At 68.2% G+C, this 24,172-nt stretch carries 18 protein-coding genes; 6 read left to right on the forward strand and 12 right to left on the reverse strand.

The features are described from left to right. The first annotated feature begins 57 nt into the window (after positions 1-57). A complete protein-coding gene (locus tag PSR88_RS25040; protein WP_016883885.1) occupies positions 58-1,674 on the forward strand; it encodes an FAD-dependent monooxygenase in 1,617 nt (538 codons plus the stop codon). On the opposite strand, the gene PSR88_RS25045 is transcribed toward PSR88_RS25040, so the two are convergent. Next, a complete protein-coding gene (locus tag PSR88_RS25045) occupies positions 1,643-3,667 on the reverse strand; it encodes an APC family permease (protein WP_009477967.1) in 2,025 nt (674 codons plus the stop codon). The genes PSR88_RS25040 and PSR88_RS25045 overlap by 32 nt on opposite strands. Before the next feature lie 94 nt (positions 3,668-3,761). Here PSR88_RS25045 and PSR88_RS25050 point away from each other — a divergent pair, with 94 nt between their 5' ends. Further along, entirely contained in the window at positions 3,762-4,160 is a 399-nt protein-coding gene (locus PSR88_RS25050) for a hypothetical protein (RefSeq protein ID WP_016883884.1), read from the forward strand. A gap of 37 nt (positions 4,161-4,197) precedes the next feature. Beyond that, entirely contained in the window at positions 4,198-6,621 is a 2,424-nt protein-coding gene (locus tag PSR88_RS25055) for an ATP-dependent Clp protease ATP-binding subunit (protein ID WP_016883883.1), read from the forward strand. Between the two features lie 263 nt (positions 6,622-6,884). Here the strand turns inward: PSR88_RS25055 and PSR88_RS25060 are convergent, their stop codons facing one another. Further along, entirely contained in the window at positions 6,885-7,352 is a 468-nt protein-coding gene (locus PSR88_RS25060) for a DIP1984 family protein (RefSeq protein WP_011597206.1), read from the reverse strand. Positions 7,353-7,675: 323 nt separating this feature from the next. Here PSR88_RS25060 and PSR88_RS25065 point away from each other — a divergent pair, with 323 nt between their 5' ends. Further along, positions 7,676-8,461, forward strand: a complete 786-nt coding sequence (locus PSR88_RS25065; RefSeq protein ID WP_009477972.1) for an IclR family transcriptional regulator — start codon at positions 7,676-7,678, stop codon at positions 8,459-8,461. Here the strand turns inward: PSR88_RS25065 and PSR88_RS25070 are convergent. The 5 genes from PSR88_RS25070 to PSR88_RS25090 are packed head-to-tail and all read right to left on the reverse strand — an operon-like array spanning position 8,427 to position 14,061. Next, entirely contained in the window at positions 8,427-9,419 is a 993-nt protein-coding gene (locus PSR88_RS25070; protein ID WP_009477973.1) for a glycerate kinase, read from the reverse strand. The two genes, PSR88_RS25065 and PSR88_RS25070, sit on opposite strands and share 35 nt — an antisense overlap. Continuing rightward, a complete protein-coding gene (locus PSR88_RS25075) occupies positions 9,416-10,411 on the reverse strand; it encodes a 2-hydroxyacid dehydrogenase (protein WP_011597209.1) in 996 nt (331 codons plus the stop codon). Before PSR88_RS25075 ends, PSR88_RS25070 begins: the two co-directional genes overlap by 4 nt. Continuing rightward, on the reverse strand, positions 10,408-11,346 hold the full coding sequence (locus tag PSR88_RS25080; RefSeq protein ID WP_016883881.1) for a hydroxymethylglutaryl-CoA lyase: 939 nt from the start codon (positions 11,344-11,346) through the stop codon (positions 10,408-10,410). The genes PSR88_RS25075 and PSR88_RS25080 overlap by 4 nt, the downstream gene beginning before the upstream one ends. Further along, positions 11,343-12,596: a CaiB/BaiF CoA transferase family protein gene (locus PSR88_RS25085; RefSeq protein WP_011597211.1), complete on the reverse strand. Its 1,254-nt coding sequence runs from the start codon at positions 12,594-12,596 to the stop codon at positions 11,343-11,345. The genes PSR88_RS25080 and PSR88_RS25085 overlap by 4 nt, the downstream gene beginning before the upstream one ends. Before the next feature lie 25 nt (positions 12,597-12,621). After that, complete coding sequence (locus PSR88_RS25090) at positions 12,622-14,061, reverse strand: GntP family permease (protein WP_016883880.1); 1,440 nt, start codon at positions 14,059-14,061, stop codon at positions 12,622-12,624. A gap of 123 nt (positions 14,062-14,184) precedes the next feature. On the opposite strand from PSR88_RS25090, the gene PSR88_RS25095 reads away from it, so the two are divergent. After that, positions 14,185-15,192 carry an AraC family transcriptional regulator gene (locus PSR88_RS25095; RefSeq protein WP_016883879.1) on the forward strand — a complete coding sequence of 336 codons (1,008 nt, stop codon included), beginning with the start codon at positions 14,185-14,187 and terminating at the stop codon, positions 15,190-15,192. 43 nt (positions 15,193-15,235) lie between these two features. Here the strand turns inward: PSR88_RS25095 and metE are convergent, their stop codons facing one another. Both metE and PSR88_RS25105 read right to left on the reverse strand, forming a co-directional pair. Beyond that, positions 15,236-17,497, reverse strand: coding sequence for a 5-methyltetrahydropteroyltriglutamate--homocysteine S-methyltransferase (metE, locus tag PSR88_RS25100; RefSeq protein WP_016883878.1), 2,262 nt, complete (start codon positions 17,495-17,497; stop codon positions 15,236-15,238). Between the two features lie 153 nt (positions 17,498-17,650). Then, positions 17,651-18,706, reverse strand: coding sequence for an ABC transporter ATP-binding protein (locus PSR88_RS25105; protein ID WP_016883877.1), 1,056 nt, complete (start codon positions 18,704-18,706; stop codon positions 17,651-17,653). A gap of 281 nt (positions 18,707-18,987) precedes the next feature. Here PSR88_RS25105 and PSR88_RS25110 point away from each other — a divergent pair, with 281 nt between their 5' ends. After that, the gene (locus tag PSR88_RS25110; protein WP_016883876.1) at positions 18,988-20,076 is read left to right on the forward strand and encodes a 3-deoxy-7-phosphoheptulonate synthase; all 1,089 of its coding nucleotides are present in this window, start codon (positions 18,988-18,990) and stop codon (positions 20,074-20,076) included. Here the strand turns inward: PSR88_RS25110 and PSR88_RS25115 are convergent, their stop codons facing one another. The 3 genes from PSR88_RS25115 to thpD form a co-directional block, all read right to left on the reverse strand. Beyond that, a complete protein-coding gene (locus PSR88_RS25115; RefSeq protein WP_011597217.1) occupies positions 20,077-20,724 on the reverse strand; it encodes an alpha-ketoglutarate-dependent dioxygenase AlkB in 648 nt (215 codons plus the stop codon). Between the two features lie 166 nt (positions 20,725-20,890). Continuing rightward, entirely contained in the window at positions 20,891-23,041 is a 2,151-nt protein-coding gene (locus tag PSR88_RS25120) for an MMPL family transporter (protein ID WP_016883875.1), read from the reverse strand. Between the two features lie 169 nt (positions 23,042-23,210). After that, positions 23,211-24,122, reverse strand: a complete 912-nt coding sequence (thpD, locus tag PSR88_RS25125; protein WP_011597219.1) for an ectoine hydroxylase — start codon at positions 24,120-24,122, stop codon at positions 23,211-23,213. Between the last annotated feature and the right edge of the window lie 50 nt (positions 24,123-24,172).

Here is a 24,172-nt window from a genome sequence, read left to right on the forward strand (position 1 = left end):
CATCGTCGGTCCCGCATACTGATCGGTGGTCGGTCCCTGCTGACGAGGCGGTGTCTTGTGGTGCATCCCGAGGTATTGGTGGTCGGAGCTGGTCCGGTCGGTCTGACGGCGGCGATCGAACTGCGCAGGCGAGGTGTCGCCTGCCGCATCATCGATCCCCTGCTCGAGCCACCGCAGTACGCGAAGGCGGTGGGGATCCAACCCCGCAGCCTCGAGGTCTTCGAGAGCATGGGCGTGCTGCGGCACATCCTGGACGCGGCGATCCAGATGCGCGGGCAGATCGTGTACGTCAACGGCGACGAGGTCGCCCGTCTGGAGTTGTCGCTGCCGGCCGACGTCCCGTTCGAATTCATCGGGCTGCCCCAGTACGAGACCGAACGCATCCTCACCGAATACCTGGCCACGTTCGGCACCACGATCGAACGAGGAACGAGACTGACGACGTTCGAACAGGACGACGACGGCGTCGTCGCCACGGTCACCGGCGCGGACGGCGACGAAACCGTCCGAACCCAGTACCTTTTCGGCTGCGACGGCGCCCACAGCGTGGTCCGCAAGGGCCTCGGCCTCACCTTCGAGGGCGGTGCGTTCCTCGAGCAGTACATGCTCGGCGACGTCGAAGTCGACTGGACGATGCCCCGCGGCTACGGGATCCGGTCGATGCACCAGACGGACGGCGAGACCGACGACCTGCTCGTGTGCATTCCGCTGCCCGGGCGCCGCCGCTACCGGATGTCGATGCTGGTGCCCAGCGACCTGGCCGGCACCGGCACCCCGGCGGCCGACAAGATCGCGCACGGTTTCGAGGCGGGACCGAAACCGGAGCTGAGCCACATCCAGGCCGTGCTCGACCGCCTGTCGCCCGAGCCGACGCGGGCGTCGAACCTCCGCTGGTCGTCCATCTTCCGGATCAGCCACCGCATCGTCGACTCGTACGGGCGCGGGCGGGTGTTCGTCGCGGGCGACGCCGCCCACATTCATCCGCCGACCGGCGCGCAGGGCATGAACACCGGCATCCAGGACGCGCACAACCTGGCGTGGAAGGTCGCGCTGGCCGTGTCCGGCGCCGCGGCCCCCGACCTGCTGGACAGTTACGACGCCGAACGGCGACCCATCGGGGAGGAGGTGGTGGGACGCACCGTGCGCAGCGCCCGGGAGGGGATCGGGGCGGGGTCGTCGGATCCCGACTATGTGATCCGACGCGAGGCCCAACTCCTCATCAGCTACGCGGACAGTCCGATCGTCGCCCAACCGGAGTCGAATGCGGCGCTCGCGCCCGGCAGTCGGGCGCCAGACGCCCGCGGGCTGACCCGCGCCGCGGTCGCATCCCCCCTCCGGCTGTTCACTCTCCTCGCGGGACGCAACCACACGTTGCTGCTGTACGCCGACGAATCGGTCGACGCGCGCGGGCTGGAACTGCTCGAGGCCGCGGCGACGTCGGTGGGCGCGGCGACCCAGGGACTCGTCGACACGTACCTCGTCGCGTCGCCTTCCGCCGAGGTCGGGGAAACGGTGCTTCCCCTCGTCCGGGACCGTGACGGCGAGTTCGCGCACGCGTACGGCGCGGAGGGTTCCGCCGCGTTCGTCGTCCGCCCGGACGGCTATCTGGGGTTCCGGCAGAGTCCGGTCGCGGTCGACGGTCTCACGGAGTACCTGAAGTCGACTTTCCGCTGAGCTCGGGAGTGGTGGGCAGGCCGCGCCGGATGTCACCCGGCGCGGGCTTGCCGAGCGGCGCCCCGACCCGGGTGGCCGAATCGAGCAGCCACGGCACGCTTGTGACCATCACGCCGGACGTGAACAGCAACCTGCCCTTGAGGCGCAGCGCATTCTGGTTGTGCAGCAGGTGTTCCCACCATCGACCGACCACGTACTCGGGGATGAAGATGGTGACGACGCCGTCCGGGATCCGCTTCCGGACGGATTTCACGTACCCGACGATGGGCCGGGTGACTTCACGGTAGGGCGATTCGAGGACTTTCAACGGCACCGGAATTTCGTACTTCTCCCACTCCCGCTGCAGTTTTCCGGTGTTGTCGCCCAGTACGGTGACGGCTTCCAGGGTCGTCGGATGGGTGGCGCGGGCGTAGGCGAGGGCCCGGGCGGTGGGTTTGTTGAGCACGGACACCAGCACGATCGTGTGCACCTGGGAGGGGAGGGTGAAGCTGTCCTCGTCGACGACGAGGGCAGCTGCAATCCGGTCGTAGTGCCGCCGCACCCCGCGCATCAGGAAGAACAGGATCGGCATGGCGATGACCACAAGGTAGGCGCCCTGGGTGAACTTCGTGATCGTGACGATGATCAGGACGGTGCCGGTGAGGACGGCGCCGGTGCCGTTGAGGGCCCGCCTGCCGTGGATGCGACGACGTTCACGGGCGTCGGATTCGGTTGCCAGCACACCATTCCAGTGCCGGACCATGCCCGCCTGGCTGAGGGTGAAGGACGTGAACACGCCGAGGATGTACAGCTGGATGAGGTGGGTGACGGACGCGTCGAACAGGACGATCAATCCGCCCGCCGTCACGGCGAGGAGCACGATGCCGTTGCTGAACGCCAGCCGGTCGCCGCGGGTGTTCAGCTGGACCGGGAGGTAGCGGTCGCGGCCGAGCACCGAGGCGAGCAGTGGGAAACCGTTGTAGGCGGTGTTCGCGGCGAGCACGAGGATCAGCACGGTCGCGGCCTGGACGTAGAAGAAGCCGATGTTGGTGGTGCCACCGAACACGGCCGCCGCGATCTGGGCGATGACGGTGCGCTGCGGATCGGTCTCGCAGTTTCCGGCGAACCCGATCAGATCGCACGGGTTCACCGCGACGTGCACCTTGGCGACGATGGCCAGCGCGGTGATTCCCGCGAACATCACGATCGCTGTGGCCGCCATCGCCATGAGTGTCTTCGCGGCGTTGGCGCTCTTGGGTTTACGGAACGCGGGCACCCCGTTGGAGATCGCCTCCACACCGGTCAGCGCGGTACATCCGGACGAGAACGCGCGCAGCGCGAAGAACACGAGGGCCAGACCGGTCAGCCCGGACAGTTCCGGTTCGATGGTGTACCCGGCACTTTCGGCGACGGGTGTCGAACCGGCCGCGACACGGACGAACCCCGTCACGATCAGGATCATCACCCCGGCGATGAACCCGTACGTCGGGAAGGCGAACGTGGTTCCCGATTCGCGGATCCCGCGCAGGTTCATCACCGTCAGCAGCACGACGAACGCCACGGCCAGCGCCACCCGGTGCGTGTTCAGCGCGGGCACGGCGGAGATGAGATTGTCGACACCCGCCGACACCGACACCGCCACCGTCATGACGTAATCGATGAGCAGTGCCGACGCCACCGTCAGACCCGCGGACGGCCCGAGGTTCTTCGTTGCCACCTCGTACGAGCCGCCCCCGCTGGGGTAGGCGTACACCACCTGGCGGTACGACAGGGCGACCACGGCGAGAAGCACCACGACCCCGGCCGCCAGATACGGCGTCAGGTAGAAATAGGCGAGTCCGCCCAGGGACAGGATCAGCAGGATCTCCTGCGTCGCGTACGCCACGGACGACAGAGGGTCGGACGCGAAGATCGGCAGCGCCAGACGCTTGGTCAGCAACTGCTCCCCGAGGTCGTCACTGCGCAGGGGCCGTCCCAGAGCCAGCCGCCGGACCGCTCGAACGAGAGCCACCACCTGTTCAGGGTAGAACCAGGCGCTTCGCGCCCGTGCGCCTTTCCGGTTGTTCCCGCTACCGAAAAGGCGCACGGGTGCGGAGCGCCTGTCCGCGATGGTCGGCCGAGATCTCGGCGACGCCGCGACCGTGATCGACCGCACCGACCGGGACGAACCGACGGGCGTGGTTGCACTGTCCGAGACGGTGCGGGCCGCTCACGCGCTGGCGGACGATCTGGCGGTCGCCAGGGCGGACCTGCCAGGCCTGCGACCGCTGGTGGTCCGCGGCGACCGCAGCATTCTGCTCGGGATCTTTCCCGCGCTGCGCAGGCACCTGGGTTCGGTGGGACTGTGGTGGCCACCCGAGTGCTCGACTTTCTCGGACGCACCCTGCCGTGAGCGGGAAGATCCGGGTTCCTGTCGTCGTTGGACTGGGTCGGTACCTGCCACGGACCTACGTGATCGAGCTCACATCCACCCCCGCCGGGAATTGATCGCAGGGTTGGCACGTTAGTTGAGTGATTAACGCTCAACTTTTAGGAGGCTGAGGAATGCCAGCATTCTTCGGGCCGGAGGGCCCAGGTCGCATCGACATCAGTCGGCTCATGAGTCGCTCCACCCAGGAGCTCATGGCTGCTGCTGCCCGCTTCGCCGCAGGTCGTGGTGATGCGGAACTCGATGCGCTCCACGTTCTGCGCGTCATGACAGAACACGAACCCGTCGCGTCTCTGATGCGCCGCGCAGGCGCGAACGCGTCGGCCGTCGCCGACGCAGTCGAACTGCGTCTGCCCCAGGGGCGTGACACCTCAGGCTTTGCAACGCCCGCACTGAGCGGCGCGCTGAAGACGGCGCTGCTCGAGGCGCACCAACTCGCGCGCGCCCTCGGGTCCACCTACATCGATCCCGAGCACCTCTTCCTGGCGCTCGCCGCGGATCAGGACCACGCCGCCGGCCGACTGCTCGCGTCCGAGGGAATCACCCCGGAGCGGCTGCAGACCGCGGTGCAGGGTGGATCGGTGGAGGAGTCGTCGAACTCCGAGACCCCCACGCTCGACAAGTACGGCTTCGACCTCACCGAACGCGCACGCGGCGGCGGAGTCGACCCGGTGATCGGGCGCGCCGACGAGATCGAGCAGACCATCGAGATCCTGTCGCGCCGCACCAAGAACAACCCCGTGCTGGTCGGTGAGGCCGGCGTCGGCAAGACGGCGGTCGTCGAGGGCCTGGCCCAGCGCATCGTCGATGGCGACGTCCCCGACCGGCTGACGGGTAAGCGCATCGTCCAGCTCGACCTGTCGAGCATGGTGTCGGGCACCCGGTACCGCGGCGACTTCGAGGAACGTCTCAACAAGGTGATCGACGAGATCTCGGCCCACTCGGACGAGCTGATCGTCTTCATCGACGAGGTCCACTCCATCGCCGGTGCCGGTGGCGGCGCCGAGGGTGCGATGGATGCGGGCAACATCCTCAAGCCGAAGCTCGCCCGTGGTGAGCTGCACATCGTCGGTGCGACGACGCTCGACGAGTACCGCAAGCACATCGAGAAGGATCCGGCGCTCGAACGCCGGTTCCAGCCGGTGACGGTTGCGGAGCCGAGTGTGGAGGATGCGGTGGCGATCCTGTCCGGTCTGCGTGACCGGTACGAGGAGCACCACGGCGTCCGCTACACGGACGAGGCGATTTCGGCGGCCGTCGAGTTGTCGGCCCGGTACATCGGTGACCGCTTCCTGCCGGACAAGGCGATCGACCTGATCGATCAGGCCGGGGCCCGGTTGCGGCTGCGGATGCCGAGCGTCGACGTGGATGCTCTGCGGGCGAAGCTCGCGGAACTCGAGCAGGCCAAGGAGCAGGCTGTCGCCGACGAGCAGTACGAGAAGGCGTCGCGACTGCGTGACGAGGCCATGGAGGTTCAGGCCCGGATCGACGGGAAGGCGGTCGGCGCGTCCGACACCGCTCCCGAGGTGACCGCCGAGCAGATCGCCGAGGTCGTGTCGCGGGCCACCGGAATCCCGGCCAGCCAGATGACCGAGGAGGAGAAGGAACGGCTCCGCCGGCTCGAGGACGAACTGCATCGTCGTGTCATCGGCCAGGACGACGCCGTGCGGGCCATAGCCCGGGCGGTGCGCCGCAGCCGTACCGGCATGAACGATCCGGATCGCCCCGTGGGTAGCTTCCTGTTCCTCGGACCGACCGGTGTCGGTAAGACCGAGCTGGCGAAGGCGCTGGCCGCCACGCTGTTCGGTGACGAGAACAAGATGCTGCGACTCGACATGAGCGAGTTCGGTGAACGTCACACGGTCAGCCGGCTCGTCGGTGCTCCTCCCGGCTACGTCGGATACGGGGAGGCGGGGCAGCTCACCGAGCAGGTCCGCCGGAACCCGTACTCGGTGATCCTGCTCGACGAGATCGAGAAGGCGCACCCCGACGTGTTCAACACGCTGCTGCAGGTGCTCGACGACGGTCGGCTCACGGACGGTCAGGGCCGGACGGTGGATTTCAAGAACACCGTTCTGATCATGACCAGCAACCTGGGGTCCGACATCATCTCCAGCAAGTCGGGTGCGCTGGGCTTCAGCACCGGTGACGCGGAGGCCTCGGAGAAGCCGCTGCGGGATCGGGTGATGGGCCGGCTGCGTGAGTCGATGCGTCCGGAGTTCCTGAACCGGATCGACGAGATCGTGATCTTCCGCAAGCTCGACAACGAGCAGCTGCACCGGATCACCGACCTGCTGCTGGACGACAGCCGGAAGCGGCTGCAGTCCAAGGGCATCGAGATCTCGTTCAGCGAGGCCGCGGTCGATTGGATTGCCGAGCACGGACACCAGCCCGAGTTCGGGGCGCGTCCGTTGCGCCGGTCGATCCAGCGGGCCGTCGACGATCGGATCGCCGATCTGTTGCTCGACGACGTCCTCGTCGAGGGTGGCAGCATCGCGGTCGGAGTGTCCGACGACGAGTTGGATCTCGTAGTCGGCTGATCCCCGACGTGAGTGGCAGAGCGTGCTTCGGCACGCTCTGCCACTCACGTGTGTGGGTAGCCCCTTGCCCGCCCTCGCCGTCTCGGATCAGCACCCGGTGATGAGGTGTGCGTCGTGCACCGTCACCTGTGCGGTGTGCAGGGCTGCACTGTGATCCGGGTGTGTGCCCGGAGCGTTGCCCTCCACGCCGGAGAAGAGCCGAATTACCGTCGACTCGCGGTGCGTGCTCGCCTCCGAAACGGTTACCTACCACCCAGCATCGGTCAGTCGAGCAACTCGACTTCCCAATTCTCCTTCTGCACTTGCAGATCGATCTCCCGGATCTGCCGGGCGAGATCGTCTGCAGTCCGCCGCAGCTCCCGGACGGGCAACGCCGCGACGAAGACGAGTTCGGAGCGGAGTTGCCTGCCGTATCGGTCCTGCTCACGACCGGAGGCGGCATCCGCGGCGGCGGACACCACCCGGTGCCGGATTCGCAGCATGTCCCGGCGGGCCAGCGCGTCCGTGATGCTCGCGTCGCCCAGTGGTGCAGCGGTATTCGTCCGATTGATCCTTCGGACCAGGACCTCCAGGCGGTCCAGGACCTCGTCGAGTTCGACGAGCAGCGCCGCGGCATCCTCCGCCGGCGACTCGCCCTCCTGATGTCGTGCATTTGTGAGAATGCGCGACTTCAGATGCTCCACCCGACGGGTCAGATCGCCGCGTTCGGCCAGTGCCTCAGCCAACTTCACGGTTACCTCCTTTCTCGAAGTCGTTGTAGGGCAGCGTCAATGGTGAATGGAGAAGTGTCCGGCGGGGAGCGGACGGGTCGCGGCACCGTGAAGGTCGCGATCGAAGCGCGTCGAACGCGCGGGTGAATTCCCCGAACCATCGTGTCGGAGAGATATCTCGGTGGGCGCTCATGCGCCTTTCGTCGAGTCGAATTCGAGCATCTTCAATAGGTACCACATCCCCGCCCGTGTGGCGACAATCGATTCGCCCCAGGTGAGTGCCGAAGTGTGTTCGGCGGTTCGTTGGCACTCACGTGCTGGTGGGGGCGACTATCGTCGAGGGTATGCGAGCGGAAGACGGCGAATTGACCTCCAAGCACCAACCGTTGCTGGTGCTGAGCAAGATCACGGAGATCCTCGATGCCTTCAGCCTGACGCGTCCGTCGATGACGCTGGGCGAGATCCACCAGGCGACGGGTCTGCCGACGTCGACGGTCCAACGGCTGGTCAGCAACCTGGTGGCGCAGGAATTCCTCGACCGGACCGGCGACCAGATCCGGATCGGCGTGAAGATGGCGTTCTGGGCTGCGACGGCCACCAAGGGACTCGACGTGCTGGCTGTCGTCACGCCGGTGCTGAAGGAGATCCGCGACGCCACCGGCGAGACCGCCAGCTTCTTCCGGGTCGAGCAGGGCTACCGCGTGTGCGTGGCCATCGCGGAAACCGAGCACGCGCTGCGCCGCAACATGTACGTCGGGAAGATCGTCCCCCTGCCCGCGGGATCGGCGGGCCGGGTTCTGCTCGCCTGGAACCCGGACCTCACCGAACAGGTCCTCGCCGGCCCCATCGAGCCGATGACGGAGGGCACCGTCACCGACACCGCGGTGCTGCGCGAACTGATCCACCAGGCACGGGCCGACGGGTACGCCATCACCGCGGGGGAGCGGGAGGACAGCGCCTCGGGATTGGCTGCGCCCGTGTTCGATTCGTCCGCCGACGTGATCGGTGCACTGGCGATCAGCGGGCCGACACTGCGCATGCCACGCGAACAGTGCGAGAAGTGGGTGGATCTGCTCGTCGGCAGCGCCGAGCAGGTCACCCGGACGCTGGGTGGCCGCTACCCGTCATGAGTTGCGCCGCGATCGTGCGGCCGGCGTCGTGCATGGCCACGGCGTCCGTGGCGACGAGTACGCCGGCGAACCGGGACCGGTAGTCGCCGAGATCGTCGCCGACGGAGCCGACGACGGCGTACACCGGCGTGGCGCCCGCGCGGGCGAGGATCGCGGAGATGATCTTGCCCGCCTTCGTCTGTCCGTCCAGCCTGCCCTCGCCGACGACGATCGCCGACGCGTCCGCGGCCACGGTGTCGAAGCCGATCACGTCGAGGATGTAATCGGCGCCCGAGCGGAGTTCGGCGCCGTACCGTGCCCACATCCCACCGGAGAACCCGCCGGCGGCGCCGGTCGCGTCGACACTCGACGGGTCGCGGGGCAGGGCCCGCGCCTTCGCTTCGAGTTGCCGGGTGAGGAGTTGCACGGCGCCCGCGTCGGCTCCCTTCTGCGGTCCGAACACCCTGGCCGCGTCCACGTACCGGGTGGTGACGTCGGTCAGCACGGTGACGGAGGCGCCCCGGAGTCCGCCGCCCGCCTCGATGGCGGCGATGGCCCCGGTGCCGCCGTCCGTGGTGGCGGACCCGCCGGCCGCGACGACGATGCGCCGGGCACCGCGCCGGGCGGCGTCCGCGACGAGCATCCCGGTGCCGTAGGTGGTGGCGGTGACCGGGTCGCGGGGGCCGTCGTGCGGCGTGGTGATCCCGGAGGCGGCGGCGATCTCGATGACCGCGGTCCCGTCGTCGGACAGTCCGTACGTCGGCCGGCACGGACTGCCCCAGGGATTGCGGGACCGGGTGGTGATCGGGCGCAGTCCGAGGGGGACGGTGAGAACGTCGAGGGTGCCCTCACCCCCGTCGGCGACCGGCAGCCGGATCGCGGTACCGCCGGACGACTCGACCCCCGTCGCGACCGCGTCGGCGACCTCTCCGGCGGTGTAGGTGCCCTTGAAGCTGTCGGGGGCGATCAGGACGGTCATGAGTTCCAGGCTTCCGGGTTCACCGGATGCGGGGGAATCCGGTGCTGCGCCAGGGCCACAGCGTTCTCGGCGCACAGCCTCGCCATCTCGGCGCGCACCGACACCGTGGCGCTGCCGAGGTGGGGGAGCAGGACCGTGTTCGACAGTTCCGCGAGCCCCGGGGCGAGCGCGGGTTCGTCCTCGTAGACGTCCAGCCCGGCCCCGGCGATCTCCCCGGATTTCAGGGCGGCGACGAGGGCGGCTTCGTCGACGACGGGACCGCGGGCGGTGTTGATCAGGATCGCGGAGGGCTTCATCGCGGCCAGTACGCCGGCGTCGACCAGGTGGCGGGTCTGTGCGTTGAGGGGCACGTGCAGCGACAGGAAGTCGCTGGTGGTGACGAGGGTGTCCCAATCGGTGTGGGTGACGAGTCCGGCGAATTCGCCGAGTTCCTCGTCCGAGACCGGCCGGTCGCCGGGCGGCCGTGGGCAGAACAGCACCTGCATCCCGAAGGCCAGTGCCCGTTTCGCGGTCGCCCGCGCGATCCGGCCGAATCCGGCGAGACCGAGCGTGCGCCCCGAAACATCCTGGCCGAGGAGCAGGTTCGGTTCCCATCCGGTGAACCGTCCGGCGCGGACGAACGTGTCGGCCTCCACGGCGCGGCGGGCGGTGGCCATGATCAGCAGCATCGCGACGTCGGCGGTGGCGTCGGTGAGCACACCGGGTGTGTTGCCGACCAGTATCGAGTTCGCGGTCGCCGCCCCGATGTCGACGTTGTTGAACCCGACCGCGTAGTTGGAAATACCGCGGATCTTCGCGGCGGCCAGGAGATCGGCGTCGAACGTGTCGCGAAGCTGGGACACCACCACGTCGTAGTCGCCGGACACGCAGACCTCCCGCAGCCGGGCGGCGTCCGGAAGCTCGTCGGGAACGTCGACGCTGCCCGCGGCGCGCAGCAGCGTGAGAGCGGGTTCGGGGATCGGGGTGGTGACGTAGAACCGGCCGCCGCTCATCGGCCGCCGCCGATGACCCACTCGAACGCGGTGGCATTGGAGCGTGCGCCCTGCGCGGCCTTGGACCGATTGGCTTCGCCGAGTTCGGCGAGAGTCTTCTCGGACAGTTCCACGAGGGATCCGAACGTGGTGGGGTTCAGCCAGTCCGGGCGCGTGGCGAACAACAGGTCCTCGCTGGCGGTGTTGCCGCTGGCACCGGGTGCGAACGGGCAGCCGCCGAGTCCGCCGAGGGCGCCGTCGACGGTCATCGCGCCGGCCGCGACCGCGGCGAGGCTGTTCGCGACCCCGAGACCCCAGGTGTCGTGACCGTGGAAGACGATTCCGCGCTGCGGGGTTTCGAGCCGGACCCGGGAGACGAGCGAGTACACCTCGGCGGGGACGGCCTGGCCGAGGGTGTCGCAGACGACGACATCGACGGCGCCGTGGGCGCGCGGGTCGTTGGCGATGTCGATGACCCGCTGCTCCGGTACCCGGCCCTCGAACGGGCAGGTGAACGACGTCGCGATGCACAGCTGGATGCTGCCGTCGACCTGCTGCGCGAGTTCGATCGCGGAGGGCATCGCGGCGAGGCTGTCCTCGGTGGAGCGTCCGATGTTCGCCTGATTGTGGGAATCGGAGGCGGAGAAGCAGTACTGGAAATGTCGTGCGCCGGCCGCGGCGGCCTTCTCCACGTGCCGGGGCGTCGCCACCCACACCCAGCAGTGGTCCAGTTCATCCGGGGTCAGTTCCGAGATCACCTCGACGGTGTTCGCCATCGGCGGGACCAGGTCGGGGCGGGCCATCGACCCGATCTCCAGCGCGGGCACGCCGAGTTCGAGGAGCCGCCGGGCGATCTCGAGCTTCCGGGCGGTGGGCAGCATCTTGCCCGTCAACTGCAACCCGTCACGCAAGGTGACGTCGCGGAGCAGGGTGCGTGATTCGAAGGACTGCGTCATGAGAGGCCACCTACCGTGTCGTTGACGATGGAGTCGATCTGTTCCGGGGTCTTGCCGAGCACCGTTTCCAGGACCTCCCGGGTGTGCTCGCCGAGGTCCGGTCCGACGTTGCGGATGGGCAGCGACTTCCCACCGATGACCGGGACGATGCCGGGGAACCCGACCTGCTTCGGCTCGGCCTCACCGGTGTCGACGCTGAACTGCTGAATCATGTTGCGGGCCGCGTACTGCTCGTCGCTGCAGATGTCGGCGGCGGTGTTGATCGGACCCGACGGCACCCCGGCCGCGTCCAGGATCTTCAGCGCCTCGTCGCGCGAGTACTGAATCGTCCACCGGCCGATCGCCGTGTCGAGTTCGTCGCGGCGCGCCCACCGCCCGGCGTTGGTGGACAGGTCCGGGTCGGCACCGAGGTCGGGGCGGCCGATGGTGTCCATGTAGCGCTGGAAGATGGCGTCACCGTTGCCGGCGATGATGATGCTGTCACCGTCGCTGCAGATGTACGCGTTCGACGGGGCGATGCCCTCCATCCGGCCGCCGACGCGTTCGCGTTTGATGCCGTACGCGAGGTAGTCGGGGATCAGCGACTCCATCATCGACAGGATCGATTCGTTGAGCGCGACGTCGATGATCCGATGCGGCAGGGACGGGCCCGGCGTTCCGGCGACCTTCGCGGCCTCCCGCTGGAACAGGGCCATCACCGCACCGAACGCCGCGTAGAGGCCGGCGATCGAGTCGCCGATCGACACCCCCACCCGCACCGGTGGCCGGTCCGGGTCGCCGACGAGTTCGCGGAATCCGCCCGCGGCCTCCGCGACCGCGGCGAACCCCGGCCGCTGCGACATCGGTCCGGTCTGCCCGAACGCGGAGATGCGGGTGATCACCAGGTCCGGATTGGCCGCGTTCAACGCGTCCGGTCCGATGCCCCACTTCTCCAGGGTGCCGGGCCGGAAGTTCTCCAGCAGGATGTCGCACTTGGCGGCGAGGTCCAGGACGAGCTGCCTGCCTTCCTCGGTGCGCAGGTCCAGCACGATCGACTTCTTGTTGCGGTTGATCGTGCGGTACAGCATCGAGGTGTCGCCGGAGTAGAGCCGCCAGTTGCGCAGTTCGTCGCCGGTCTTCGGGCGCTCCACTTTGATGACCTCGGCCCCGAAGTCGGCGAGCATCCGGCCCGCGGTCGGGGCGGCGATGTAATTGCCCAGCTCGAGTACCCGAACCCCGTCGAGGGGCCGAATGGTGTTGTCGGAGAACATGGTGATCCTTAACTGATAGTGACGCTCAGAGAACGAGGCTCATGGGCAGGACGAGCAGTATTGCGACGACCGATGCCACCGATACTCCCACCGAACATGTCTTCAGCGTGCCTCGTGTGGTCTGACCCATCAAGGACTGCAGCAGCCAGAACGTGTTGCTCGTGACGTGCACCGCGAACAGGGAGCCGGCGCCGGCCGCGAGGGCGATGAGGACGGGGTCGAGGCCGAGGGTCGGTGCGATGGGTGCGAGGACGCCCGCGGCGGTGATGGCGGAGATGGTCACCGAGCCGACGGCGACGTGCAGGACGGCGGCGATCACCCAGACCATGAGCAGCGGAGCGGCGTGATTGGCGGTGAAGTACTTGCCGAGGATGTCGCCGAGGCCGACGGCTGCGATCGTCGCGGCGAGGGACCCGCCGACGCCGGTGAGGATGAGGATCTGGCCGCTCTCGCTGAAACCGCTGGCGATCGCCTTCTGGATGCGGTGCTGGCCGACGGTGAGGCGTCCGACGAAGCTGGTGCCGATCAGTCCGATCAGCAACGCGATGAGCGGCTCGGACACGAACGCGACGACCGGATTGGTGATCTCGGCGATGTCCAGGATCGCGCCGGTCGCGATGAGCAGGAGGGAAACGAGCAGCGGAGCGAGGAGCAGGATGAGGGGGCGGTCGTGCGCCGCGCGCCCGGCCGTGACCTCGGTGACGGTCGCGGCGCGTTGCGCCTGGGCGACGCCGCCGCCGGCGTCGGGCCGCGGGGTGGTCCCGCCGCTGCCGCCGTCGGTCCACTGGTCTTCTTCGTCGTCGACGACCGTCTGATGGAAGTGCTCTTCGTCCTTCTCCGGGTTCCACCAACCGCGGGTGAACAGGAACGACATGATCGCGACCGAGATCGCCACGGTCGGGATCACCAGAATGAGTCCGAAGATCAGCATCTTGCCGAGCGGCACACCGAGAAGTCCGGCGAGGGCGAGGGCGCCGACACCGGGAACCATGAGCACGATGCCGCACTCCAGGCCGATGGCGAGGGCGGTGGCCATGCGTGCGGTCCCGACCCGGCCGACCTTCGGGGCGAGGTTGCGGGCGAGCGGGGCGGAGATGACGAGCAGGACGTCGAGGAAGATGGACTGCAGCAACGTCGCGATCGTCAGCGATAGCGCATAGGGCATTCGTTTCGGCCCGAACACGCGCAGAAGTGTCCCGACCAGGCGCTGGATCGCGCCCATTTCTTTCAGCATGGCGCCCATCAGGACGCCGAAGGCGATCAGAAGTCCCACTTCGGCCATGATGTCGCCGAAGCCGGTGCTGATGACGTCCACCGTTTCGGCCGTGCCGAGTCCCGTCGTGAGTCCGAGGTAGGCGGATCCGACGACCAGTGACACCACTGGGTTGAACTTGAAACGCACGATCATCAGAACGACCGCCGCTACGGCGACCGTGGTGTTGATCAGGATTGCTACGTCTGACATGTGCGCGTCCTTATCGAGGAGGCGGGGTAGTGACTGGTGTCACAGGTACACCCATATTATGAGCACACACTCACGATATAAGCAATGGGCCTCCGAAGGCCCTGCGGGTGGGATACTCGACGCATGGTCGCGCTGGATCCGTTTGCTGTGGGACGGCCACCGGCCGCCGAGCGCAGAACGTCGGAGGACTGGAGCGAGATCCAGCTCTGGTCCGACCGCGTGTACATGCCCTATGTCGTGCGTCCGCTCGGTGTCGGGCTGTCGCCCCGGTCGAGCATGTACTCCACGAAGATCGGCGACATCACCGTCACCCGGTTCTCCTACGGAATCCCCGTCTCGGTCGGCGACTTCTCGTCCGACGCCGGAAACGCGCTCGTTCTCACGACCATTCGGGGCAACGCCCGGCACCACCTCGACCACGACGCCACCGCGGACACACCGGCGGGCGACACGTTCGTCGCCGACTGCAGTCACGTCGACTACCTCGTCGAGTTCTCGCCCGACCACGTCCAGCTCAATCTCACCGTTCCCCACACGCTGCTCGCGGACACGGCCGTGCGGTGGTGGGGATTCGACCCCGGAGGTCTTCTCTGGCAACGCAAATGCGTCATCGGGGGCGGTGGATCCGGCTGGCAGGCCCTGCTCGGGTACGCCATGCGGACGACGGGAGAGCTACCCGGACACGCCACCGAGGGGCGCATCGGTCTCAACCTGCAGGAGTTGCTGGTCGGTCACCTGCTCACCGAATGGGCGGCTCGCGCCGGAGTGGACCCGGACAGGTCCACCGGCCCGGCGGCGCCCGGCTATGTGCGGCACGCCGTCCAGTACATCCGGGAGTACGCCCGCGAACTGCCGACCGCCTCCGACATCGCCGACGCGGTGGGGGTCAGCGTCCGGACCCTGTCCGGGGCGTTCCGGAAATACCTCGACACCACGCCCGCCGAATACGTGCGTGAGCAGCGGCTCCAGGGCATCCGCGAGGAACTGCTCACCGCATCACCGGGGGAGACCGTCGCCTCGATCGCCGGCGCGTGGGGATACGTCAACCTCGGCCTCTTCGCGGCGGCCTACCGTCGCCGGTTCGGCGAGAATCCGTCGCAGACCAGGGCCTTCGGCCCCGTGAGTGGTTGACGAGTCCAGAGACTCCTCAACCACTCACGGGCGGCGGAGCCGCCTACAGCTCCGCGCGGACCAGCTTCGCCGCGTCGACGAGGTTGCGCAGCGACGCCTCGACCTCGGCGGGACCGCGGGTCTTCAGCCCGCAGTCGGGGTTGACCCACAGCCGTTCCACCGGCACCGCCTTCAGCGCCTCCCGCAGCGACGCCGCGATCTCCTCGACACCGGGCACCCGCGGCGAGTGGATGTCGTACACGCCCGGGCCGACTCCGAGGTCGAAGCCGACGGCACTGAGGTCGTCGAGGACCTCCATGTGCGAACGCGCAGCCTCGATGGAGGTGACGTCGGCGTCGAGCCTCGCGATGGCCTCGATGACCTCACCGAACTCCGAATAGCAGAGGTGGGTGTGGATCTGCGTCGAGTCCGAGACCCCGGACGTCGCGAGACGGAACGCCCCGACCGACCAGTCGAGGTACCCCGGCTGATCCGCGGCCCGCAGGGGCAGCAATTCGCGCAGCGCGGGCTCGTCCACCTGGACGATCCGGATGCCCGCCCCCTGCAGATCCACCGTTTCGTCCCGGATGGCCAGCGCCACCTGGTTGGCGGAGTCGGCCAGCGGCTGGTCATCGCGCACGAACGACCACGCCAGGATCGTCACCGGACCGGTGAGCATGCCCTTCACCGGACGCTGCGTCAGCGACTGCGCGTACGTGATCCATTCGACGGTCATCGGGTTGCTGCGTCGCACATCGCCGTACAGGATCGGCGGACGGACGCAGCGGCTGCCGTACGACTGCACCCAGCCGTTGTCCGTCGCGAAGAACCCGTCCAACTGTTCGGCGAAGTACTGCACCACGTCGTTGCGTTCCGGTTCGCCGTGCACCAGCACGTCGAGGTCCAGCTTCTCCTGCAGCGCAACCACATCGGCGACCTCGGCGCGCATCCGCTTCAGGTACTCGGCCTCGTCGATCTCACCCTTGCGCCGCGCGGCGCGCGCGACGCGGATCTGCGTCGTCTGCGGGTAGGAGCCGATCGTCGTGGTCGGCAGCACCGGAAGCGACAGCGCCGACTGGGCTTCCCGACGTTCCGCCGCGGGACTGCGCCCCGGATCGGACGCGGTGAGCACGTCCAGCCGAGCACGGACCGTGGCGTCGTGCAGACGCCGGTCGGTGCTGCGGGTGGACGCCGCCGCGCGGGCGAGCGCGAACTCGTCGTCCACGGACTCGCGACCGCTGGTCAGTGCGGTGCCGAGTGTGACGACCTCGCGGACCTTTTCGGTGCCGAACGCCAGCCACGACCGCAGCGCCTTGTCGATGCCGGTTTCCGCGTCGAGCGTGTACGGGACGTGCAGCAGCGAGCACGACGTCGACACGGCAAGCGAACCGGTACTGCCCAGCAGGGTGCCGAGCGACGCCAGGGCCGCGTCCAAGTCGGTGCGCCAGATGTTGCGTCCGTCGACGACACCGGCGACGACGTGCTTGCGGGTCAGATCGGGAACCGTGGCGAGAGTGTCGGATCCGGCAACCAGATCGATCGCGATCCCCTCGACACCGGTCGACGCGATCGCGGGAAGTGCGTCACCCAGGCTGCCGAAGTACGACGCGACGAGGATCGCCGGTCGCAACTCCGGCCCGGACAACCGGTCGTAGGCCCGCTTGTCCGCCGCGATCTCCTCCGGTGTGCGGTCGGCGACCAGCGCGGGTTCGTCGATCTGCACCCAGTCGGCGCCCGCGCCGGCGAGCCGACCGAGCAGGTCCGCATACAGCGGGACCAGTTCGTCGAGGCGGTCGAGGCGGGGTGCGTCCGAGCCGACAGCCTTCGACAGCAGCAGGAACGTGACCGGACCCACCACCACCGGGCGGGCCGGAATGTCCAGGGCACGTGCCTCTTCGAGTTCGCGGAGCACCTTCGACGGGTCGAGGGCGAACGTCGTCGTCGGGGAGATCTCCGGCACCAGGTAGTGGTAGTTGGTGTCGAACCACTTGGTCATCTCGAGCGGGGCGACCGTGTCGTTACCGCGGGCGGCGGCGAAGTAGCGGTCGAGGTCGCTCTCGATACCGGCGACACGGTCGGGCAGGGCGCCGAGCATCGCCGCGGTGTCCAGCACATGGTCGTAGTACGAGAACGTGTTGACGGGCACGGAGTCGAGGCCGGCGTCACGCAGGCTCGTCCAGGTCCGGCGTCGCAGATCCCGGGCGAGAGCGTCGAGCCCTTCGGCGTCGAGGCGGCCTGCCCAGTACGACTCGACGGCCTTCTTCAGTTCGCGATTCGGACCGATGCGAGGTGAGCCCAGCACGGTCGCAGTGAAAGAAAATGTCACGGTATCTCCAGTTGCGTACGCGGTACGGCTACCGCCGGCAAACGGGTACACCTCTCGAGCCCAGAGACGTGTTGCAGCGCGAGAAGGTCTGCACCGGCCAGCATAGGCCTTCGGCCCGTGCGCGGTTAAGGGGTCCCTGGACTCGTCAAGCACTCACGGGCGCGAAGCGCCTACACGCCGAGGACAGGAACAGTGCGGCCGCGACGGAGGCGACCGGCGCACCGTCCCGTGCCGCGCGCAGCACGTCGGTCTCCCGGTCGGTGAGCGGCGATTCCCCACCGACGAGGCGTCGGAGGTGAGCGCGATGAACGCGTCTTCGAGCCCTCGGGAGACGATTTCGAGGTCGCAGGCAGGTGTCTGCGTGAGGAGGTGGCGGGCGACGGCGTCGGTGTCCGTCGAGTGGACGAGGACGCTGTCACCGCGAACCTCGATGCTGTCGGCGCCGGGAATTGCGAACAATTGTTCCCTGTCGGCGCCCGGGAGGTGGGCGCGCACCGTGCGTCCCGCGGACAGCGCCTTCACCTCGGCGGCGGTGCCGTCGGCGACCACTTTTCCCTTGCGCACCAGCACGATCCGATCGGCGTAGGCGTCGGCCTCCTCGAGGTAGTGCGTCGCGAAGACGACAGTCCGGCCGCTGTCCGCGTCGGCGCGGATCGCCGACCAGAAGTCCCGCCTGCCCTCGACGTCCATGCCCGTGGTCGGCTCGTCGAGGATCAACAGCTCGGGATCGGACAGCAGTGCCATCGCGAACCGCAGTCGCTGTTGCTGACCTCCGGAACATTTGCCCACCAACCGGTTTGCGAGATCGGCGATACCGGCCCGGGTGAGGACCTCGTCGACCGGCCGCGTGTCGGCGAACAGGCTCGCGGTGAGCCGGACGGTCTCCTCGACCGTCAGCTCCTTCAGCAGCCCGCCCGTCTGCATGGCCGCCGAGACCAGGCCCTGTGCGATCGCGGTGCGCGGATCGGTGCCGAACACGGACACCTCGCCGGCCGTGGGGCGGGACAGTCCGAGGACCATGTCGACGGTGGTGGTCTTGCCGGCGCCGTTGGGGCCGAGGAAACCGACGATCTCGCCGGGCCGGATCTCGAGGTACAGGCCCCGGACGGCGTGAACGTCACCGAAGTACTTGTGGACGCCTCGCAGGCTGACTGCCGGAGCCGGCGACGCGGAGGCCTTCGTGGAGGTGCGGAGCTCTGTCGATGTCATGCATTCAGCGTGCGAGCCGGACGGCCGCCGACCCCACACGTCCGTCACGACCTCACCGTGACGAATGTCAGGGGCCCGGGGTGGGTGTGGCGCCGATCGGGGGCAGCCGTTACTGTGGGCGCCATGCAGCGCGCATATTTCTGGTTTAGCAGGCCGGCCCCGGGTGGGCCGGTCAGCGTAACCACGCGCTGACTTCTTCCACCCCAGAGCCGGATTACAGACCGGCTCGCGGGAATCTCCACAGTCTTCGAGGGCCGGCCTGAGAACAGGAACCCGAACCCATGACTGTCACTCTCGACACCACTACCAGCAGTGATCGGCTGGACGACCAGCGCACCGCCAGCATCAGCCCGCTGGTGGCCCCGTCGGTCGTGCGCCGCGAATACGCCCCCGACGACGTCGCGTCCGCGACCGTCCGCTCCGGCCGCGCCGACACGGTGAACGTGCTGAACGGCGAGGACGATCGACTGCTCGTCGTGGTGGGCCCGTGCTCGGTGCACGACCCGGACGCCGCCATGGACTACGCCCGCCGGCTCGCCGCGAAGGCCGAGGAATTGCGCGACGACCTGCACATCGTGATGCGGGTCTACTTCGAGAAGCCGCGCACCACGCTCGGCTGGAAGGGTCTGCTCAACGACCCGCACCTGGACGGCACGTTCGACATCGACACCGGGATCCGCATGGGCCGCAAGCTGCTGCTCGACGTGTCCTCGCTCGGCCTGCCGGTCGGCTGTGAGTTCCTCGACCCGATCATGCCGCAGTACATCGCGGACCTCGTCACGTACGGCGCGATCGGTGCCCGCACCGCCGCCAGCCAGGTGCACCGGCAGCTGTGCAGCGCGCTGTCGATGCCGGTCGGAATCAAGAACTCGACGGAAGGTGACGTGCAGGTGGCGGTCGACGGCACCCGCGCCGCCGCGGCGAGCCACGTGTTCCCCGGCACCGACCTCGACGGGCAGGCCGCGCTGATCCGCACGGTCGGCAACCCCGACTGCCACGTCATCCTCCGCGGCGGCAGCGACGGACCGAACTACGACGCGGAGACGGTGGCGGACACGCTCGCCCGGCTGCGCAAGGGCGGTCTGCCGGAGCGAGTCGTCATCGACGCCAGCCACGGCAACAGCAGCAAGAACCACGAGAAGCAGGTCGACGTGCTGAACGACATCGCGGCCCGGCTCGAGGACGGCGAGAAGGGGATCGTCGGTGTGATGGTGGAAAGCTTCATCGAAGCCGGTCGTCAGGACCTCACCCTCGGAAAGGCCGAGGACCTCACGTACGGCCAGTCCATCACCGACGCGTGCATCGACTGGAACACGACGGCAGCGCAGCTGGACCGTCTCGCCCAGGCAGTCGCCGCGCGCCGGAAGTGATCACCGCACGCCTCTCGTGCGGAACTGCACGCTGATCCGCGGTCCGAGCGGGCGGGTGCTCTTCGGTACACAATGCTCCCAGGTGCGCTGGCAGGAACCACCCATCACCAGCAGGTCGCCGTGGCCGAGCGAGTACCGGATCGAGTGCCCGCCGCCGCGCGGACGCAGCAGCAGCGGACGCGCGGCGCCGAGCGAGAGGATCGCGACCAGGGTGTCTTCGGTGCGGCTCCGGCCGGTGTCGTCACCGTGCCAGGCGACGCTGTCGGAACCGTCGCGGTAGAAGCACAGCCCGGAAGTGGCGAACTTCTCGCCCAGTTCGGGCAGGTAATGCCTGCTCAGGGTGTCCCGTGCCGTCTCCAGCAGCGGGTCGGGGAGCGGCTCACCCTCCGGGTAGAACCGCACGAGGCGTGGAACATCGACCACCCGGTCGTACATCTGGCGCCGCTCCGCCTTCCACGGCACCGTCTCGGCGAGCGTCGTGAACAACTCGTCGGAACCGGTCAGCCACCCCGGTCGCACGTCGACCCACGCTCCCGCGGTCAGCGTGCGACGCTGCACCGCCGACCCGAGCTCACCCAGTTCGACACCGAACGACGCGTCGTCGAACAGTGAAGCCTGGAGCGCATACCGCGCATCCGCGGAAGTCATGCCGCCATGCTACCCGATATTCGAACGTATGTTCACATCATTGTGAGGCAGCGATCGCCGATCGGACGCACCCCTTCTTGGTTCGCGCACTCTTTTTCGGGCCCTGGAAGGAGTGCGGCTGCGGAGAAGTGGTGCGTCTGTCCGGAAACCCGGGGAACGGCGGCGGTTACCGCGGCACCGCCGGCTCGCGGTCGTCGCCGGTGTCGACGGTCGCCTTCTGCCTGCTCGGCCACCAGAAGGCGCGACGTTCGAGTGCAGACAGGCTCGGTACCAGCATCGGGGCCATTGCGAAGGCGGCGATGGCGACACCGATCGCGACGCCGAAGCCGAGTTCGGCGAGGTTGGCCAGTCCGGTGAGGGTCAGCGAAGCGAACGTCAGCGCCAGAATCAGACCGGCGGCGGCCACGGTGGGAGCGTCGTTGGAGACGGCGATCCGCGCCGCCTCGCGCGGGGTGTACCCGTTGCGGAATTCCTCGCGCAGTCGCGAGGCCAGCAGGATGTTGTAGTCGGTTCCGATCGCGACGACGAACAGGTAGAGCACGATCGGAATCGAGAAGTCGATCCCGTCGTAGCCGAGGCCGTGCAGGAACAGGAGCACCACGGCGCCGAGTGTGGCGACGAATGTGAGTGCCACGCACACCAGCAGGTTGAGCGGGGCCAGGACGGCGAGCAGCAGCAGGGCGAGAATCAGCGCGATCGCGACTGCGGCGACGGGGAACACGAGGCGCGTATCGGCCGCGAGTTGTGCGCGGACGTCGACGAACGTGGACGTCTGTCCGCCCACAACGACTTCCGAACCGGGGACCGCGCCGTGGGCGGCGTCGCGGATCGGGCCCTCGACGAGGTCGAGGGACGCGTTCGAATAGGGATCGTCGGCGAGCACGACGTTGACGAGCGCGGCGCGACCGTCCTGACTGGGCCGCGGCGGGGCGACCGAGGACACTCCCGGCACCTGTGTCAGAGCGGTGACGAGCGGGGTCAGCGACGCGGGATCGAGCGGCCCGGGAGCGAGGACGTACACCTGCGTCGGGCTCAGCGCGCCCGCGGGGAAGGATCGGTCGAGGGTGTCGAACGCCTGCTGTGACGGCGTGTCGGAGGGCAGTTCGCCCAGCGTGTTGTACGTCGACTTGTAGCCGGACGCGAAGGCGCCGAGCGCGATCAACACGACGCCGATCGCGACGGCGAACACGGCGGGACGGCGCCCGATCGCGGCGCCGATCGAGGCGAACGGTGTGTGGGGGCTGTCGTGCCCCGGTCCGAGCGGCCAGAACAGGTGGCGGCCCAGCACGGTGAACACCGCGGGGATGAGCGTCAGCGCCGTCACCAGCATGACGGCCACGGCGACGATGAGTCCCGGCGCGAGCGTGGTGAGCGAGCCGAGTTTCGCCAGCAGCAGGGCGGCGAACGCGACGATGACCGTGAGTGCCGACGACGCGACGACGCGCCCGACGACGTCGGTGGAGAACACGAGGGCTTCTCGATGCGTGTCGGTGGTGGACCCAGCCGCGGCCTGCTGCCGGAGACGTTCGCGATAGCGGAACAACAGGAAGACGATGTAGTCGGTGCCGACACCGAAGAGCACGACCACGAGGATGGATTGCAGCGACGTGCTGACCTGGAAGTCGAACAGATCGGCGAGTACGGCGGTCAGTCCGGTGACCACCGACAGCACCACGCCGATCACGAGAACCGGCAGGACGGCGATGACGGGGCTGCGGAAGATCAGGCCGAGCAGGGCGAGGATCACGATCACCGTGGCGATCGTGATGACCTTGTCGGCGTGGTCGTATGCGGCGGTGGTGTCGACCTGAATGGCCGCGTTCCCGGTCAGCCCGCTCACCAGTCCGGTGCCGTTCAGCTGCTGCTCGGCGTCGCCCCGGATGACCGGCACGGCGTCGTTGACCCGGTCGTCGCCGGGTTGTCCGTCGAACACCACCTGCAGTGCGGCGGCCTTCCCGTCGGCGGACAGCGACGCGGGGGACCCCTGCACGCTCACCACTCCCGGGATCGCCGAATTCTGCAGCGAGGCCGCGAGATTCAGTGCCGTCTGCTGGTCGGCGGGTGACAGCGGGGCGGCATCGGCGCGGACCACCACCAGGCTGCCGGTGGCACCGGACAGGCTGGGGAAGTATTCGTTGCCGACGGCCTGCGCCTCGGACGACTCGAAAGTGCTGGGCAGGAACGTCTGCTGGTTACCGGTGGTGTAGTCGTCGAGACTCGGCGCGAACAGGATGACGGCTATTGCGGCGACTACCCAGGCCGCGATGACCTGCCACGGGTGTGCGACGACGGTGCGCGCGATGTAGGCAAACATCATTCCCCGTTCCGGGAGATGAAGGTTCGGCCGGCGCCCGGCCGGGCGGTCGAACCGTGCCAAGCCATCGTCGCATGCAGGGCGGCGCGAAGGCTACGGGTTTCACGGCATCGACAGACCGCGGCCCCGCTCCGACATCAGGGAGCGGGGCCGCGGTACGTCATGGTGCTCGTTACCGCAAGGGGGTGAAATCCCGGCTGCCGAGGTAGTCGGGGCGCGGGGCGGGCGCCGAGAACGGATCCGTCAGGGTGTTCTCGACACTGTTGAACACGATGAAGAGGTTGGACCGCGCGAACGGCGTGATGTTGCCGTTCGACCCGTGCATGCAGTTGGAATCGAACACGGTGGCGGAGCCTGCCGGTCCGGTCATCGTGTCGATGCCGTACTCGTTCGCCATCCGGGTGAGCGTCGGCTGATCGGGCGACCCGGTGGGGGGAACGTAACTGACCAGTGATTCCTTGTAGTAGTCCTCGGGGGTTTCGCCGGCGCAGGAGACGAAGGCGCGGTGCGATCCGGGCATGATCATCAGGCCGCCGTTGTGCCCGTAGTTCTCGGTGAGCGCGATCGAGATACTCGCGGCGCGGGGAGTGGGCATGCCGTCCTCGGCGTGCCAGGTCTCGAAGTCGGAGTGCCAGTAGAACGGTCCACCGGTGAAACCGGGCTTGAAATTGAGGCGCGACTGGTGGACGTAGACGTCCGAACCGAGGATCTGCCGGGCGATGCCCACCACCTCTGGGCGTCGGATGATCTCGTCGACGACGTCGCTGAGCCGGTGGACGTCGAACACGGAACGGACGGCGCCGTCGCCGTTCTCCCGCACGACCCGGCCGTCGCCGCGGAGGGAGTCGGTCTCGGCGAGGCGGGTCATCTCGTCGACCAGGTTGAACACGTCGCGTGGCGGGATGATCGCGTCGGCGGAGTGATACCCGCGTGCGTCGTAGTCGGCAATCTGATTCGCGGTGAGCGGACCGGACCGGGTATCACCCCGTTTCCCGTCCGACCAGGTGACCGGATCCTGACGGACGGTCATCGTGCACTCGTTGCGGTCCCTCGTGGGGTAGGTGTCGGCTACGGCCGTACGCATAACTCGTGTTTCACCCTTTCGGATTGGACAACGCTCTACTCTTCCGACGT

Source organism: Rhodococcus sp. DK176, assembly GCF_038447315.2.
Lineage (GTDB): Bacteria > Actinomycetota > Actinomycetes > Mycobacteriales > Mycobacteriaceae > Rhodococcus_F > Rhodococcus_F jostii_A.